This window comes from Tenacibaculum profundi (genome assembly GCF_052050075.1).
GTDB lineage: Bacteria > Bacteroidota > Bacteroidia > Flavobacteriales > Flavobacteriaceae > Polaribacter.
Map to the genome: position 1 here is coordinate 1,715,166 of NZ_CP197225.1, position 17,335 is coordinate 1,732,500.

10 protein-coding genes and 2 rRNA genes (1 of these 12 running past the window's edge) are annotated in these 17,335 nt (G+C 32.5%); 7 read left to right on the plus strand and 5 right to left on the minus strand.

Going from position 1 to position 17,335, the window contains the following annotated elements:
• Window positions 1-10 precede the first annotated feature (10 nt).
• Window positions 11-1,237, minus strand: coding sequence for a Glu/Leu/Phe/Val dehydrogenase dimerization domain-containing protein (locus ACSIGE_RS07020; RefSeq protein ID WP_440882054.1), 1,227 nt, complete (start codon window positions 1,235-1,237; stop codon window positions 11-13).
• A 308-nt stretch (window positions 1,238-1,545) separates the two neighbouring features.
• Window positions 1,546-2,616 (minus strand): anhydro-N-acetylmuramic acid kinase, encoded by a 1,071-nt coding sequence (locus tag ACSIGE_RS07025; protein ID WP_440882055.1) that lies wholly within the window; start codon window positions 2,614-2,616, stop codon window positions 1,546-1,548.
• 100 nt (window positions 2,617-2,716) lie between these two features.
• On the opposite strand from ACSIGE_RS07025, the gene ACSIGE_RS07030 reads away from it, so the two are divergent.
• From ACSIGE_RS07030 to ACSIGE_RS07040, 3 genes are all read left to right on the plus strand, one after another.
• Entirely contained in the window at window positions 2,717-3,859 is a 1,143-nt protein-coding gene (locus tag ACSIGE_RS07030) for an acyl-CoA dehydrogenase (RefSeq protein WP_440882056.1), read from the plus strand.
• Between the two features lie 90 nt (window positions 3,860-3,949).
• Complete coding sequence (locus ACSIGE_RS07035; RefSeq protein ID WP_440882057.1) at window positions 3,950-4,447, plus strand: hypothetical protein; 498 nt, start codon at window positions 3,950-3,952, stop codon at window positions 4,445-4,447.
• Window positions 4,448-4,554: 107 nt separating this feature from the next.
• A complete protein-coding gene (locus tag ACSIGE_RS07040) occupies window positions 4,555-5,235 on the plus strand; it encodes a GNAT family N-acetyltransferase (protein WP_440882058.1) in 681 nt (226 codons plus the stop codon).
• On the opposite strand, the gene ACSIGE_RS07045 is transcribed toward ACSIGE_RS07040, so the two are convergent.
• A complete protein-coding gene (locus ACSIGE_RS07045) occupies window positions 5,236-6,018 on the minus strand; it encodes a tRNA pseudouridine(38-40) synthase TruA (RefSeq protein WP_440882059.1) in 783 nt (260 codons plus the stop codon). It lies immediately after the preceding gene.
• A gap of 650 nt (window positions 6,019-6,668) precedes the next feature.
• Here ACSIGE_RS07045 and ACSIGE_RS07050 point away from each other — a divergent pair.
• The 4 genes from ACSIGE_RS07050 to ACSIGE_RS07065 all read left to right on the plus strand — a co-directional run bounded on the left by ACSIGE_RS07050 (window position 6,669) and on the right by ACSIGE_RS07065 (window position 16,763).
• Window positions 6,669-7,949, plus strand: a complete 1,281-nt coding sequence (locus ACSIGE_RS07050; RefSeq protein WP_440882060.1) for an ammonium transporter — start codon at window positions 6,669-6,671, stop codon at window positions 7,947-7,949.
• A 172-nt stretch (window positions 7,950-8,121) separates the two neighbouring features.
• Window positions 8,122-12,633, plus strand: coding sequence for a glutamate synthase large subunit (gene gltB, locus ACSIGE_RS07055; protein ID WP_440882061.1), 4,512 nt, complete (start codon window positions 8,122-8,124; stop codon window positions 12,631-12,633).
• A 3-nt stretch (window positions 12,634-12,636) separates the two neighbouring features.
• A complete protein-coding gene (locus ACSIGE_RS07060) occupies window positions 12,637-14,094 on the plus strand; it encodes a glutamate synthase subunit beta (RefSeq protein WP_440882062.1) in 1,458 nt (485 codons plus the stop codon).
• Window positions 14,095-14,177: 83 nt separating this feature from the next.
• Window positions 14,178-16,763, plus strand: coding sequence for a phosphoenolpyruvate carboxylase (locus ACSIGE_RS07065; protein ID WP_440882063.1), 2,586 nt, complete (start codon window positions 14,178-14,180; stop codon window positions 16,761-16,763).
• A 186-nt stretch (window positions 16,764-16,949) separates the two neighbouring features.
• Here the strand turns inward: ACSIGE_RS07065 and rrf are convergent.
• Both rrf and ACSIGE_RS07075 read right to left on the minus strand, forming a co-directional pair.
• Window positions 16,950-17,058 (minus strand): 5S ribosomal RNA (gene rrf, locus ACSIGE_RS07070).
• Window positions 17,059-17,187: 129 nt separating this feature from the next.
• Window positions 17,188-17,335, minus strand: a 23S ribosomal RNA gene (locus ACSIGE_RS07075); it runs 2,721 nt beyond the window's last position.

A 17,335-nucleotide genomic window follows, 5' to 3' on the forward strand; every position in this document is an offset into this window, starting at 1 on the left:
TTTAAAGCTTTTAAACTAGCTCCTTCAGCGCTATTTCAAAAGCTGTTTCACTTATTTTTGTCTTTGAAGCACTTTTAGAAAATGTTTTCTGTAATGCTTTTTTTATAATGTTTGAGGTATCATTAAAAATTGCCTCATCAGTCATTTCTACTCTTCTTTCCATAAAATAGGCAAAAACTCTTGCCATTCCACAATTTGAGATAAAGTCAGGAATTAGGCTAACTTTTTTATCCGTTTCCTCCATTATTGGTCCGAAGAAAATCTCTTGGTCTGCAAAAGGCACATTTGCTCCGCACGATATTACTTCCAATCCAGTGGCAATCATTTGATCAATTTGATCTTTTTTAATTAATCTAGAAGCCGCACATGGAGCAAAAATCTCACAAGGTAAATTCCAAATTCTAGTGTTCATTTCCTCAAAAGGAATCATATCTTCAGCAATCAACGTGTTGCCGTCTTTGTTTAAAAAAAGGTTCGTAATTTCTTCAAAAGAAAAACCCTCCTCTTTAATAACCCCTCCAACTCTATCTATGATACCAACCACTTTTGCTCCCATTTGAGCTAAATAAAAAGCAGCTGCTGAACCAACATTTCCAAAACCTTGGACAATGGCTCTTTTTCCTACAACACTTCCTCCATAGATTTCATAGTAGTGCTTGACCGCTTCAGCTACACCATAACCCGTAATCATATCAGCTACTGTATACTTTCTGTCAATACTAGGTGAAAGGTTAGTATCCTCTAAAACCTTTATAACTCCATGACGCAACTGACCTATTCTATTTATCTTATCTGCCTCTGTTGGTTTAAAATGACCATTAAAAACGCCTTCTTGAGGATGCCAAACTCCACTATCTTCTGTAATAGGAATTACCTCATGTATTTCATCAACATTTAAATCTCCTCCAGTACCATAATAATTCTTTAGTAAAGGCGCTACTGCTTTATACCATCGTTCTAAAACTCCTTTTTTTCTTGGATCGTGAGGGTCAAAATTAATACCTGACTTAGCGCCTCCGATTGCAGGACCTGAAACAGTAAATTTCACTTCCATCGTTTTCGCTAGTGACATCACCTCATATTTATCCAATCCTTTTCTCATTCTTGTTCCACCTCCAGCAGCTCCGCCTCTTAATGAATTTATAACAGTCCAACCTTCAGCCTCTGTTTCTGGATCTTTCCAATTAAAAACTATTTCAGGTTGTTTTTCTTCGTATTTTTTAAGTAATTCTTTCATTTTTATTTTAGTAATATTCAACTTTATGTTTTTTCCTTTTTAGCAAAACTGTTTTAGTGATTTTCCCCTTAAGGGGAAGTTAAAGCTGATTCATCTAAATAATGTTTTAATTTCCTAATATCGCAAACTTACCAAAAAAATATATGTTTTATGTTTTTATTTTACCTAACTACTTGTATTAAGTATAACTTGTTTTAAATTGAAATTAAACTGCTCTAATTACTTAAAATTGTTCAGAATACTATTGTTTGTAATACTGATATATAAATTATTTTGTAATATTTATGTAAGAAGTATTTTGCTAATGCTTAGGAAGATTTATTAGTGTAAATTTTTCCCGATGAATGATCAGAATTCGCCCCAGTAACTGAAGCTAAACAATTTATTTTGTTTTCGACTCTTAAAACCCCTAACAAAGCAAAAATTAATGCTTCCTTATATTCAATAAGCTTCTTTTCCATCAAAACTACCCTTTGGTTAGAAAAAAAATCGATTCGACTCGTTAAAAAAGTATTAAAAACGCCACCACCTGTGTAAAGAACACTTACTTCGTTACCAATTGACTTATAAATCTGGAAAGCAGCATGTTCCACAAATGTTCTTAATATTGTTGGAGTATCATCGTTAAATTCGTTTAATAGCGAAAAAATATTTTTTTGAACCCATTCCAAACCAAGAGATTTTGGTGGCTTTTGATGGTAATAATCTATGCTATTAAGTTTTTCAAATAAATCCTCATTAAGCTTTCCTTTCATTGCAATACGTCCCCCATCATCAAAATCTCTCCCTAATTTTCTGGCATAATGATTCAAAACAATATTTAGTGGGCATAAATCAAATGCTATCCGTTTGCCTATAGCATTATCAAATGATATGTTAGCGAAACCACCTAGATTAATACAGTATTTAAATTTAGAAAATAATATTTTATCTCCAATTGGAACTAAAGGAGCTCCTTGTCCACCAAAAGCAACATCTTGTGTACGAAAATCACAAACTACCTTTTTTGAAGTTTTATTAGCAATAGTTTGACCATCTCCTATTTGCAATGTAATTCCTTTGTCGGGCTGATGAAATATGGTATGCCCATGTGATGCGATGAAATCAACATTTTTTATATTATTTCTATATATAAAATCATTAATTAGATTAGAAAGTAATTCAGCATACTCTATGTCCAAGACCAATAAAGCATCTCTTGTTAAGGATATTCCCCCACGCAACCTCTCCACCCAATCAACTGAATAAGAAATAGTTTCACTAAAAACTATCTCATACTTACTAAAATCTTTTTTTTTAAATTCAACATAAACTACGTCAACACCATCTAAAGATGTGCCTGACATTACCCCAATAACAAAATATTTTTCATCTAACATATTCAGTAAAAATAGAAAAGTCTATTGAATATTTCACATCAAAAACTTATCTTTGGAAACATATTTTACGAATTTAACAAGTGAATTAATAAAACAATAAATGAATTTCAACCTTACTGAAGAGCATTTAATGATTCGAGATGCTGCTCGTGATTTTGCACAAACCGAATTATTACCTGGCGTTATTGAACGAGATGAAAAGCAGGAATTTCCTAACGAGTTAGTCCGAAAAATGGGGGAACTTGGATTTATGGGCATCATGGTTAATCCCAAATATGGAGGGAGTGGTATGGATACTATTTCCTACATTCTCATTATGGAAGAGCTATCTAAAATCGATGCTTCTGCCTCTGTTATGGTTTCTGTGAACAACTCATTGGTGTGCTATGGATTAGAAGCTTATGGTTCAGAAGAACAAAAACAAAAATACTTAACAAAACTAGCTACAGGTGAACAAATTGGAGCTTTTTGTTTGAGTGAACCAGAAGCAGGAAGTGATGCTACCTCTCAAGCAACTACTGCTGAAGATAAAGGTGACTATTATTTATTAAATGGAACTAAAAATTGGATTACCAATGGTGGACGATCAGATGTTTACCTCGTTATCGCTCAAACAGATAGAAGTAAGGGGCATAGAGGAATCAATGCTTTTATTGTTGAAAAAAGTATGGATGGTTTTCATATTGGCCCAAAAGAAGATAAACTAGGGATTCGTGGTTCTGATACACATACGTTGCAATTCAACGACGTTAAAGTCCCCAAAGAAAATAGAATTGGAGAAGATGGATTTGGCTTCAAATTCGCTATGAAAACCTTATCTGGTGGTCGCATCGGTATTGCTGCACAAGCATTAGGTATTGCCTCTGGAGCCTATGAATTAGCTTTAAAATACGCTAAGGAGCGTAAAGCTTTTGGTACTGAAATATGCAATCATCAAGCAATAGCATTTAAGCTTGCAGATATGTATACAGAAATAACTGCTGCTCGTCATTTAGTAATGAAAGCTGCTTTTGATAAAGATGAAGGTGATAATTATGACCAATCAGGAGCAATGGCTAAATTATATGCCTCTAAAGTTGCTATGGAGCAAACTGTTGAAGCAGTTCAAATTCACGGAGGTAATGGTTTTGTAAAAGAATATCACGTAGAAAGATTAATGCGTGATGCAAAGATCACCCAAATTTATGAAGGTACTTCTGAAATTCAAAAAATTGTAATTTCAAGAAGTTTAATTAAAGGATAAATTTCTCCCTACAAAAAATATTTAAGTTTTCTCTTTTTTAAAATTGGCACGAATGTTGAAAAGTAACAATCAACTTTAAAAATTTTAAAAATGAGAAAACTATTTTTTTTTATGGCAATTGTTATTGGAACTTCAATCCAAGCTCAAAAAGGAGAATTTAATGTAGGTGTAAACGCTGGACTTCCTGTAGGGGACATTAGCGATGCTTATTCTTTCACTCTTGGAGCTGAAGCTAACTATTTATTTGATGTTGCTGATAAGTTCAAAGCAGGACCATCTGTTGCCTTCATAAACTTCTTCGGTAAAGAACAAGAAGTTTTCGGATTATCTTTAGGTAGCATAGGCGACGCCCAATTTTTACCAATCGCGGCGGCAGCAAGATATGAAGCTTCGGATAAATTTAGTATTGGAGCAGATATCGGTTACGGAGTTGGTATAAGTCAAGGTAATGAAGGAGGTTTTTATTACAGACCTATGGTTAGCTATGATGTTGCAGATAATATAGCCATTCAAGCAAGCTTTAATGGTATGTCAAATGATGCAATAAGTATGAATAATATCGGTTTGGGAGTATTATTTAGCTTATAATATTAAAAATAAATCTAAATAAAAGCTCATCGAATGGTGAGCTTTTTATTTTTTAGACATCTGAGATAAAAATAAAATTTATATTTGAGAATTATTATAAATATAAGATGTTTAGTACAGAACTTGAAAATCCTGTTTGGAAGGCACTATCTGAAACACATAAAGCATTTGCTATTAATTATAAAGGAGTTAAGTTTTACGATCCTGATATATGCCCATTTGGTAGCTTTACCGATATAAAAGACACCGACAAAGCAATGGAGCTGTATAGTGAACTATGTCATGACTTTTTCATTGTGGGAAATCAACAACCCAAACATCATCAAAGCCTAATTTTAGACAGAACTGTTGCCTGTCATCAGATGATGATCAATGAAAAAATTCCTTTTGAACATAACTATAAGATTGAAAAATTAACTAAACTACACATCAACGAACTTTATAACCTAGTTTGGTTAGTAATGCCTGGTTATTTTAAAAAAAGAACTTTTGAAATGGGTGATTATTATGGTATTTTTATGAATAATAAGCTCGTTGCCGCCACTGGTGAAAGGTTTAGAATGGAAAATTATACTGAAATAAGTGCTGTTGTAACACATCCGGATTATATGCGGAGAGGAATGGCTAAACAATTAGTAATTTACATTTCAAATCAAATTTTAAAAAAACGTAAAACGCCTATTTTACATGTTGTTAAAGAAAACACCAAAGCTTTAAAGTTATATAACAATTTAGGTTTTAAAATTATTGGAGAAATGACTTGGAGGCATTATATAAAAAAATCGTAATTATTTAAATTCAATTTCATGTAAATGAAGTCCAGAAGAGGGTGCTATTGTTTTTAGAAAATCAATATCACTATTCGGATTTAAAGATTCTTTTATAAAATCTAAATCATAGTTTCCTTTTCCTAACTCAAATAACGCCCCCATTATTAAACGTATTTGATTCCTAAGAAAACCTTCTCCTTTTACAATTAAAACGTAACTTCTTTCGGGAAAAAACGATGCCGAAAACTCAGTATTTTCTGTAATAATACATTTATCAATTACTCTTTCTACTTTGGTTTCCTTAGAAGGCTTTGTACAATATCTCGTAAAATTATGAAACCCTTCAAACAACTTCGCTCCTTTTTTCATTTTATCAAGATCAAGTATTTGTAAAACTCCTGTTAAAAAAGCAGCACAATAGGGATGATTTTTTTCTCCATGAGAAAAATAATATCGATATTCTTTTAACTTGGGATGCTGAATAATATTAAAAGCGTTATCTGTTATTCTTTTAATAGTCAAAGCTCTAATATCAGATGGTGAGTTTTTATTAAAACTTTCAATAAAATCTGTTTCTTTAAGCTTTTCATCTATAAACAACTGAAAAACATAATTTGTTGAGGAAACCATAGCGTCTGTTCTCCCGACTCCAATGGACTTATTTCTGATCCCTTTACAAACGAACTTTAATGTTTTATCTATGGCCCAATGGACTGTTTTTAATCCAGGTTGCTTTTGCCACCCATGAAATCTAAAACCAAGATATTGAATTCTGATACAGTAAGAATAATTATAATTCATTTTTCAAATCTACGATCATTTTACAATTTTACCTCATTAACAAGCAATTAAACAAATAAATAAAATTCAATAAAAAATTGATTTTAATGAAAAAACAATTAAAAAAAGACTTAAAAAATAAACAAAAAACACCTTTTATGTGTTTTTATTAAAAAAAATTCATTTTTATTATATTCGTATTTTTTTTATCTTTATTTGAGTACTTATTATTTTAGTTAAAGTTAACTAAAGCGCTTTTATCATATTAAAATTTTTACCCCTTATTTTTTGAATCGTATATAACTCACGAAAACGTTTTTAAGCGGTAATACACTATATGTCATTTGTTTATATCCGTAAAAAAATGAAACTTTGTAATCTATTTCAACCAAAATTAGAAGCATAATTGATGATATACAACCTACAATAATCGTGTTTTGAAACATATTTTTTTGTCTTTATAACTATAAAGTATCACTCAATAATTATAAATGTTAAGCATTATATAAATACCCTAATTAAATGCTGTTTTTTGGAAGCTAGGTGTATCTAAAAATAGTTTAACCCTTGGAAAGAAACAAGTAAATCATCTAAAGGTTATACAAAAGTATAAACTAATATAAAATAAGATTCTGTTAAGTATTTTCAATTAAATCTACAATAAAAATGATATGAATGTAATATATACAACAATTCAAAATAATGATGCCTCTTCATTAGCAATAGAACTAGGAAAAATAAAAGAGGATTTGGGAATGTTATGGATGCTACTCTCTGCAATCTTAGTTTTTTTTATGCAAGCTGGATTTACTTTAGTTGAATCTGGTATGACAAGATCTAAAAATGCTGTAAACATAGCAATGAAAAACTTACTTGATATTTGTGTTGGTTCTTTAACCTATTGGATAATTGGATATTCTTTAATGTATGGTAAAACATCAAATGGGTATTTTTTTTGGGGCGGTCTTTTCCTTGGTGAAGGAGTTGATCTTTTATTTCAAACAATGTTTGCTGCTACTGCTGCTACAATAGTATCTGGAGCCATTGCTGGAAGAACAAAATATTCAACATATGTTATATTTTCAATAATAATAACTGCATTTATATATCCAATATCAGGTGGATGGCAATGGCAAGGTGAAGGTTGGTTAACAAAAATAGGATTTATTGACTTTGCAGGATCTTCTGTAGTTCATTCAGTTGGAGGATGGGCTGCATTGGTAGCAGCAATATTAGTGGGACCTAGAATTGGTAAATTTGTCGGAAATAAAGTTATTCCTATTCCTGGTCATAATCAAATATTAGCAACTTTAGGAGTTTTCATTTTATGGTTCGGTTGGTTTGGTTTTAATGGAGGTTCTCAGCTTGCATGGGGAGGACAAGATGCCATTTCTGCATCGAATATTGTATTAATTACTAATTTATCTGCTGCAGCTGGTGGTCTAGGTGCTTTAATAACAACATGGATCTGGTATGGAAAACCGCATCTAGCACAAACATTAAACGGCGCTTTAGCTGGCTTAGTAAGTATTACTGCTGGGTGTAGCTACCTGACTGAAACTGGGGCAGCATTAGCTGGGTTAATTGGAGGGGTTTTAGTTGTTTTTTCAATTGAATTTATAGAAAAAAAATTAAGAATAGACGATGCTATCGGAGCAGCTTCTGTTCATGGTGTTGTCGGAATATGGGGCACGTTAGTGATAGGTCTATGGGGAGTTAATGGAGATAAAGGAATTGGGCTCTTTAACGGAGGAGGACTTTCTCAACTGGGTATTCAAGTAATAGGAGCTATTGCCTACGCTTTATGGGCTACAATACTAGCATTTATTGTACTGTACACACTAAAAAAAACCATAGGTCTACGTGTTTCTAAAGAAATTGAAGAAAAAGGACTAGATCTTGCTGAGCATGGAACAATTGCGTATCCAGGTAAAAGAGATCGAGGCGAATAATTTGTATGCTCGAAAACATAAAAATAAATAACCAATTCAATACTACTAAAATATGGTGTTTTAGTTTAAATATCTCTCGATTTGTTAACAAATTATCAATCGTGAGGTTTCAAAACTAACCGTTCAAACGTGTTAGTTGTAATTAACTTAAATATAATTAAATAACCAACAAATGAAACAACAAGGATTATATTACCCAGAATTTGAAAAGGATAATTGCGGTGCTGGGTTTATTTGTAACTTAAAAGGAAAAAAATCAAATACAATCATTCATAATGCCCTAGAGATTTTAGTTAAACTAGAGCACCGAGGGGCTGTAAGCTCAGATGGACGAACAGGTGATGGTGCGGGTATCTTAATTGATATTCCTCATGATTTTTTTAAGAGAGTTTGCTCTTTCAACATTCCTTCTCCTAAAGAATATGCCGTAGGAATGGTTTTTCTACCCAAAAGCACCAACCAATCAAACTATTGTAAAGCTATACTTGAAAAAGAAATTGTAGAGCAAGGTTTGTGTATAATAGGATGGCGAGATGTCCCCGTTGATAACTCCTTTATGGGGAAAATAGCTTCTAAAACAGAACCCAAAATAAAACAAGTCTTTATTGGCAAAGGAAATTCCATTGAAACAGACTTGCAATTCAATGCAAAGCTGTTTGCTGCAAGAAAAATTGCAGAGCATACAATTAGCAACTCGAAACTATCTCAATCAGACTATTTCTATCTTCCAAGTCTCTCAACAACCACAATAATATATAAAGGTCTTTTAATTCCTGAAGACATCGGTAGGTATTTTAAAGATCTTAGAGAAAAAGATGTTGTTACAAGACTAGCCCTTGTACATCAGCGATTTTCTACTAATACATTCCCTTCTTGGAGTTTAGCACAACCGTTCAGATATATGTGTCATAATGGTGAAATTAATACACTTAGAGGAAATGTAAGTAGAATGAGAGCGAGAGAGGAGTTAATGAAAAGTGATTTATTTGGTCAAGATATTCAAAAACTATTCCCAATAGTAAGTGATGGTAAATCAGATTCTGCATCAATGGATTTAGTTGTTGAACTTTTATTAATGACTGGACGATCACTTCCTGAAGTTATGATGATAATGGTTCCTGAAGCTTGGGAGAAACATCGAACTATGGCTGATAACAAAAAAGCTTTTTATGAATATAACTCTTGTATTATGGAACCCTGGGACGGTCCTGCATCGATTCCTTTTACAGATGGTAATTATATTGGTGCTTTATTGGATAGAAATGGTTTAAGACCCTCACGCTATACCGTAACTAAAGATGGATTCGTTATCATGTCTTCTGAAATAGGTGTCGTTAAAATTGAACCTGAAAACGTAGAAAGACATGGACGATTAGAACCAGGAAAAATGTTCTTGGTTGATATGAATGCTGGAAGAATTGTTGAGGATGAAGAAATAAAGTCTGACATCATCTCTAAAAGACCTTATCAAAAATGGGTTCATAAACACACACTTGCCTTATCTGAAGTTCCTTACACAAATAATATGTGTCCTATCGAGCCAACTAATTATAAGACAAGACTTCGTGTTTTTGGATATACGAAAGAAGAAATTGACACTATCATAACACCCATGGCAACACAAGCTAAAGAAGCGATTGGTTCAATGGGGAATGATACTCCCCTAGCAGTTCTGTCAGATAAACCTCAATTACTATACAACTACTTCAAACAGCTATTTGCGCAAGTAACAAACCCTCCTTTGGATGGAATCCGAGAAGAACTTATTACTGATATTAGTCTTGCTATTGGAGGTGATGGAAATATATTCGATATCATTCCGGAGCAAGCAAAAAAATTAAGAATACAAAATCCCGTTATTTCAAATGACGACTTAGATAAAATAAAAAATATAGATCATCCGGATTTTAAAGCTGTTTCTATTCCTATGTTATACCCCATAAAAAATGGGGTAAATGGTTTAGAAAAATCCTTAGATGATATAATTATGTCTGTTGAAAAAGCGGTTTTAAAAGGTGTTAATATCATCATACTCTCTGACAGAAATATTGATAAAGAATACGCGCCAATTCCAGCATTGCTTGCCTGTTCTTATGTTCATCATACTCTAAACAATAAACAAAAACGTTCAAAATTTGGAATTGTAATTGAAACTGGAGAAGCAAGAGAGCCACATCATTTTGCCACATTATTCGGATATGGCGCAAGTGCTATCAATCCCTACCTTGTCAACGAAATCATTAGAGAACAAGTTAGAAATAAGGGAATAAAGATTATAGACGAAGAAACAGCCGTAAATAACTTCAATAAAGCTATTGGAAAAGGGTTGCTCAAAATAATGAATAAGATCGGAATATCAACACTTCACTCTTACAGGGCTTCGCAAATATTTGAAGCTCTCGGTTTGAAAAAATCTTTTACTAAAAAATATTTCCCTTACACTACTTCAAGAATCGAAGGTGTAGGACTTGTAGTTATTGAAAAGGATATTCAAACCAGATTTGACAAAGCATTCAAAATTGAAAATCATCAATCTTTACTAGATCTTGAAATTGGAGGGGATTATAGATGGCGAAGAAATGGAGAAAAACATATGTTTAATCCAACAACTATTGCGAAGCTTCAACAAGCTGTTAGAAGTAAAAATGAGGAAAGCTATAAATCATATGCGGATAAAATCAATGAACAGAATAAAAATTTAATGACGCTCAGAGGACTTTTAGAGTTTAATAACTTAGATCCTATATCTATTGATGAAGTAGAACCTTGGACTGAGATTGTTAAAAGATTTAAAACTGGTGCTATGTCCTACGGCTCAATTAGCGAAGAAGCGCATGAAAATTTAGCCATTGCAATGAATCGAATTGGAGGAAAAAGTAATTCAGGAGAAGGTGGTGAAAATAAATTACGATTCATAAAAGAAAGTAATGGCAATTGGAAAAATAGTGCAATCAAACAAGTAGCTTCTGGTCGTTTTGGTGTTTCAAGTAATTATTTAACAAATGCCAAAGAAATCCAAATAAAAATGGCTCAAGGAGCAAAACCTGGTGAAGGAGGTCAACTACCTGGTCCAAAAGTACTCCCTTGGATAGCAAATGTTAGAAAATCAACACCTTATGTTGGATTAATCTCTCCTCCTCCACATCATGACATTTACTCTATTGAAGATTTAGCACAATTAATTTTCGATCTCAAAAATGCCAATCGAGAAGCTAGAATTAATGTGAAATTAGTCTCAAAAATTGGTGTTGGGACAATTGCTGCTGGTGTTGCTAAAGCGAAAGCCGACGTAATATTGATTTCTGGATATGATGGAGGCACAGGAGCTTCTCCTCTGACTTCATTAAAACATACAGGACTACCTTGGGAATTAGGATTGGCTGAAGCACAACAAACACTAATTTTGAATGGATTAAGAAATAGAGTTGTTCTTGAGGTCGATGGGCAGCTAAAAACAGGAAAAGATGTTGCTATCGCTGCTTTACTAGGAGCTGAAGAATTTGGATTTGCAACAGCTCCCCTTGTGGCCTCTGGTTGTATCATGATGAGAGCTTGTCATTTAAATACCTGCCCAGTCGGTATTGCTACTCAAAATCCAGAATTACGAAAAAACTTTAAAGGAACTCCTGAACATGTTATTAACTTCATGTACTTCGTTGCTGAAGAATTAAGACAAATTATGGCCCAATTAGGTTTTAGAACTTTAAATGAAATGATTGGGCAAAGTCATAAATTAAATACCTATAAAGCTATTAAGCATTACAAAGCGAAAGGGTTAGACCTATCAGCAATACTTTATGAACCTAATAGCGAAAAAGAAACAATTAAATATAACACGGAAAAACAAAATCATAATTTAGACAATGTTCTAGATTTTAAAATTTTAAACGATGGAAAATCTGCAATTATCAACTCAAAAACAACAACACTCGAATACGCAATTCAAAACACAGATAGGACTATTGGTGCTATTTTAAGCAACGAAATATCGAAAATACATGGTGAAAATGGTCTTCCAGAAAACACCTTAAATGTAACTTTTAAAGGCTCTGCAGGGCAAAGCTTCGGAGCTTTTTCTACCAAAGGACTTACCCTTAAAGTAGAAGGCGAAACCAATGATTATTTAGGAAAAGGACTTTCGGGAGCTACCTTAATTATTAAAAAACCTGATTCAGCTAGCTTTGACGCTTCAAAAAATATTATTACTGGAAATGTAAGTCTGTACGGGGGCATCAAAGGGAAAGCCTTTATAAATGGTATTGCCGGAGAGCGGTTTGCCGTAAGAAACTCAGGAGTTACTGCTGTGGTAGAAGGTATTGGTGATCACGGTTGTGAATATATGACAGGTGGTAAAGTTATCATTCTTGGAAAAACAGGTAGAAATTTTGCTGCCGGCATGAGCGGAGGAATCGCTTATGTTTTCGATGAGGATAAAGAATTTATTTCAAATCTCTGCAATAAAGAAATGGTTGATCTTGATCCATTAAATACTGATGATTTTCTTGAGTTAAAGACACATATTGAAGATCATTATAAACATACAAATAGTAAGCTAGCTCATATGCATCTTGATAATTGGGATACCATAAAAACAAAATATGTCAAGGTGTTCCCTAAAGATTTCAAAAAAGCACTGAAAAAATTATCTGAAGAAAAATTAGTTTTAAAAAAAATTACAGCTTAAAGTATGGGAAAATTAGGAGGATTTATAGATATTGAAAGACAGAACGAATCAAACATATCAGTCAAAAAAAGAATACAAGATTATAAAGAATTCACAATTGCGCTAAAAGAATCCGAAATTAAAAAACAAGGTGCTCGCTGTATGGATTGTGGTGTTCCTTTTTGCCATAGTGGTTGCCCTCTTGGTAATCTTGTTCCCGATTTTAACGATTTAGTATACAAAGGAGAATGGCAAAAAGCATCATTGATCTTGCATTCAACCAATAACTTTCCAGAATTTACCGGTCGATTATGCCCTGCTCCTTGCGAAAAAGCATGTGTATTAGGCTTAGTAAGCGATCCCGTTTCTATTGAAAATATTGAAAAAAACATAGTCGAAAAAGCTTTTTCAAATGGTTGGATACAACCAACTCTACCTAAAATTAGAACTGGAAAAACCGTTGCTGTAGTTGGTTCTGGCCCTGCTGGATTAGCTGCAGCACAACAATTAAATAGAGCTGGTCATAACGTTACTGTTTTTGAAAGGGATGACGAAGTGGGTGGATTATTAAGATATGGTATTCCTAATTTCAAACTTGAAAAAGGAATTATTGACAGACGTGTAAAAATATTGGAAAAAGAAGGTATTATTTTTAAAACAAATGTTAATGTAGGTGTAAATTATGATATTAAAAATCTTAGTTATTTTGATGCTATATTATTATGCGGAGGTGCAACAAAAAGAAGAAATATACCTGTAAAAGGAATCGAATCAAAAGGTGTTCATCAAGCAATGGACTTCCTAACACAACAAACAAAATTAGTATTTAATAAAGAAATTGAAGGAGAACCTATTTCAGCAGAAGATAAAAATGTAATCGTTATCGGGGGCGGAGATACAGGTTCAGATTGCGTAGGTACATCGAATAGACAAGGAGCTAAATCGGTAACAAATTTTGAAATTATGCCAAAGCCGCCTTTGCATAGAAGTCCAAATACACCATGGCCATATTGGCCGCTTCAGTTAAAGACAAGTACCTCACACGAAGAAGGTTGTAATAGAAATTGGTTAATTAATACGAAAGAATTTATTACTGATAACGATGGTAATCTCACTGCTCTTAAAACTGTCGAAGTAAAATGGGATGTTATTCCTGGTGAGCGTCCAATGCTAGTTGAAAAACCAAATACTGAAAAAATATGGCCTTGTGATTTGGCCCTTTTGGCTCTTGGTTTTACAGGACCTGAAACAACTTTAAGTGATCAATTAGGCGTGGCTTTAGATCATAAAAGTAATTACAAAGCTAATAATTTTCAAACAAATATACCTCATATATTTACTGCGGGAGATATGAGAAGAGGACAATCATTAATCGTTTGGGCTATTTCTGAAGGAAGAGAGGCTGCTATTAGTATTGATAAATATTTATCTAATTCGAGTTATCTATTAACAAAAGGTGATGGAGATCTTCCGAAAGTTTAACTAAAAATTGTTTTCAAAAAATATCTATCAAATATAGACGTTTTTTGAAAACGTTTTTTAATTTCCAATCTCAAAAACATACCATGTCCAAACTACCCAAAATAAAAAGGTTTGAAGAAAGTGTAGAAGCAAAATATAAGATATACAATAGTATTTTTATGACACTTCCTTTTGATAGTATTACTAAAACAGGCGTGCTTCTCCCTTTGTTTCAAGAAACCTGTAAACAAGGCTTCGAAAAAGGAGATGATCCATCAGATATTGTAAAAGATTTTTTTGAAAAATATCAAGGTCGAAGAGATAAAAAAAGTCAACTAAACTTATTATTTCGATTTATTCAATATATAGAAAGACAAGTTGTTCTTTTTGACGCTATTGAAGATGCAGCGTTTCCTATAGTTAATAATATGGACGGTATTGGTACCCTCAGAAATTTAAAAGAATTCGCCTCTTCAAGTAATCAAATTAAACAGCTGAGACAATTTTTACAAGATTTTAAAGTAAGAATTGTTTTAACCGCACACCCAACACAATTTTATCCGGGTTCAGTACTTGGAATTATTACGGCTCTTTCTGAAGCTATCAAAGAAAATGACTTACAAAAGATTACTCAGCTTTTAGCTCAACTTGGAAAAACTCCATTTTTTAGACAAAATAAACCTACACCCTACGATGAAGCCATAAGTTTAATTTGGTATTTAGAAAATGTATTTTATCATTCCTTCGGAAACATATATGATTACATAAAAGAAAATATATTTGATAACGTAGAAAATATTATCAATAATATTATAAATATTGGTTTTTGGCCAGGGGGAGATAGGGATGGAAATCCCTTTGTCACGCCAGAAATAACATTGAAAGTATCTCGTAAACTAAAGGAAGCTATTATCAAAAATTACCATCGTGATATACGAATTTTAAAAAAGAAATTAACCTTTTTTGGTGTTGAAAATAGAATTATAGACCTTGAGAATAAACTCTACAGAATCATATTCATGAGTGATGCTAATTCCATTACATTAAATTCTTTAAAAAAAGAGCTATTAGAAATAAGATATATTCTTATTGACGAACATCAATCATTATATTTAAAGGAAATTGATAGTCTTTTAAATAAAATAAAATTATTTGGCTTTCACTTTGCCAATTTAGACATTAGGCAAGATAGCAGGCAACATCATAATGTATTTAAAATACTAATTGAAACTCTTAAAGAGAACAACATAGATATTTTCCCTGATAACTACAATGATTTAAGTCAAGATGAACAAATAGATTTTCTTTCCAAAGTTAATGGTAGTATTGATCTAGATATTATTAATGACGAATTTGCTTTTAAAACTTTAAAAACTATGAAGGTTATTAAAAAAATTCAAGAAGATAATGGAGAAGCAGCTGCCAACAGATATATTATTAGCAACAATCAAACTTCATTAAACGTAATGCAACTGTATGCTATGTTAAAATTAGTTGCGTTCAATAATGAGTTAACGATCGACATTGTTCCTTTATTCGAAACTATAAAAGATTTAATTAATGCTCCTAAGGTCATGGAAGAGCTATATAGTAATACTTCCTATATGAAACATCTTGAAAAGAGAGGCAAAAAGCAAACCATAATGCTTGGTTTTAGTGATGGAACTAAAGACGGTGGTTATTTAATGGCTAACTGGTCTATTTACAAAGCAAAAGAACAGTTAACATACATTGCTAGAAAATATGGTGTTATTGTAATATTTTTTGATGGTCGTGGTGGCCCACCTGCTAGGGGCGGAGGAAAGACCCATCAATTCTATGCTTCCCTGGGCCCTAATATCGAGGATAAAGAAGTACAATTAACAATACAAGGACAAACCATTAGTTCGAATTTTGGAACATTAGATTCCTCTCAATATAATATGGAACAATTGATTAGTTCCGGTATTAGTAATAAATTGAACGGAATAAATGATTTAATAACTGATGATAATGTTTCTGTTATGGATGAACTTGCTACTATTAGTTATCAAACTTATAGTAAATTTAAAGCACATCCAAAGTTTCTTCCATATTTAGAAAAAATGAGTACATTGAAATATTATGCAAAAACCAATATTGGAAGTCGTCCATCTAAGCGGAATGCAAATGCTAGTTTAGTTTTTGATGATTTAAGAGCTATACCATTTGTTGGATCATGGAGTCAATTAAAACAAAACGTACCAGGTTTTTTCGGTGTTGGTACTGCCATAAAGCAATTTGAAGATAAAGGTCAATTCAATAAAATAGTTAAATTATACAATGAGTCGACATTTTTCAAAACTTTAATCGAAAATAGTATGATGTCTTTATCGAAATCTTTTTTTGATTTGACTAAGTATATGAAAAATGACAAAGAATTCGGTGAATTCTGGAAATTAATTTACGAAGAATACTTACTTTCTAATCGATTAATTTTAAAACTTACAGGTTATACAACCTTAATGGAGAATGAGCCATCAGGTAAAGCTTCTATCGGGATTAGAGAACAAATTGTACTACCATTATTAACAATTCAACAGTATGCTTTAAAAGAGATTCAAAAACTCGAAGAAGAGGGTAATTCAAATTCAAAAACACAAGAAATTTTCGAAAAAATAGTGACACGATCATTATTTGGAAATATCAATGCAAGTAGAAATTCTGCATAAAATATCTATTGATAAATCTTTACATGAAGTCCAAGGTAACTTGGGCTTTTTTAATAATTAGATTTTTCTTTACATGACAGTCTGTAAATATTGGTAAGTTCTATAATAAGGCTATTGTATTTCGTGAAGTAAAAAGTAACGTATAAAAAAACTCCTCATTACAAAATGTAATGAGAAGTTTTAAAAGAAAGGCAACGACCTACTCTCCCACCTGTGGCAGTACCATCGGCGCTAATGGGCTTAACTTCTCTGTTCGGAATGGTAAGAGGTGAGCCCCATTGCTATAATCACCTTAAATTGTTTCAGTATATTTCAACTGTATAAGTTAACATATTGCTAAAATCATATCGCTTATTCAAATATTTATAAAACTATTTGAACATAAAGAGTATCCTTCCCGAACTCCTAAAAGTTCGGGAGGAACGTACATAAGCCTATGGGTTATTAGTACTACTCGGCTACATACATTACTGCACTTACACCTATAGCCTATCAACGTGGTCATCTCCCACGACCCTTTAAAGAAATCTCATCTTGTGGTGGGTTTCGCGCTTATATGCTTTCAGCGCTTA

Coding starts and splice junctions, on each gene's coding strand:
- gltB (WP_440882061.1), top strand. CDS start 8,122: ATGAAACAACAAGGATTATATTACCCAGAATTTGAAAAGGATAATTGC.
- ACSIGE_RS07060 (WP_440882062.1), top strand. CDS start 12,637: ATGGGAAAATTAGGAGGATTTATAGATATTGAAAGACAGAACGAATCA.
- ACSIGE_RS07020 (WP_440882054.1), bottom strand. CDS start 1,237: ATGAAAGAATTACTTAAAAAATACGAAGAAAAACAACCTGAAATAGTT.
- ACSIGE_RS07045 (WP_440882059.1), bottom strand. CDS start 6,018: ATGAATTATAATTATTCTTACTGTATCAGAATTCAATATCTTGGTTTT.
- ACSIGE_RS07035 (WP_440882057.1), top strand. CDS start 3,950: ATGAGAAAACTATTTTTTTTTATGGCAATTGTTATTGGAACTTCAATC.
- ACSIGE_RS07040 (WP_440882058.1), top strand. CDS start 4,555: ATGTTTAGTACAGAACTTGAAAATCCTGTTTGGAAGGCACTATCTGAA.
- ACSIGE_RS07030 (WP_440882056.1), top strand. CDS start 2,717: ATGAATTTCAACCTTACTGAAGAGCATTTAATGATTCGAGATGCTGCT.
- ACSIGE_RS07065 (WP_440882063.1), top strand. CDS start 14,178: ATGTCCAAACTACCCAAAATAAAAAGGTTTGAAGAAAGTGTAGAAGCA.
- ACSIGE_RS07050 (WP_440882060.1), top strand. CDS start 6,669: ATGAATGTAATATATACAACAATTCAAAATAATGATGCCTCTTCATTA.
- ACSIGE_RS07025 (WP_440882055.1), bottom strand. CDS start 2,616: ATGTTAGATGAAAAATATTTTGTTATTGGGGTAATGTCAGGCACATCT.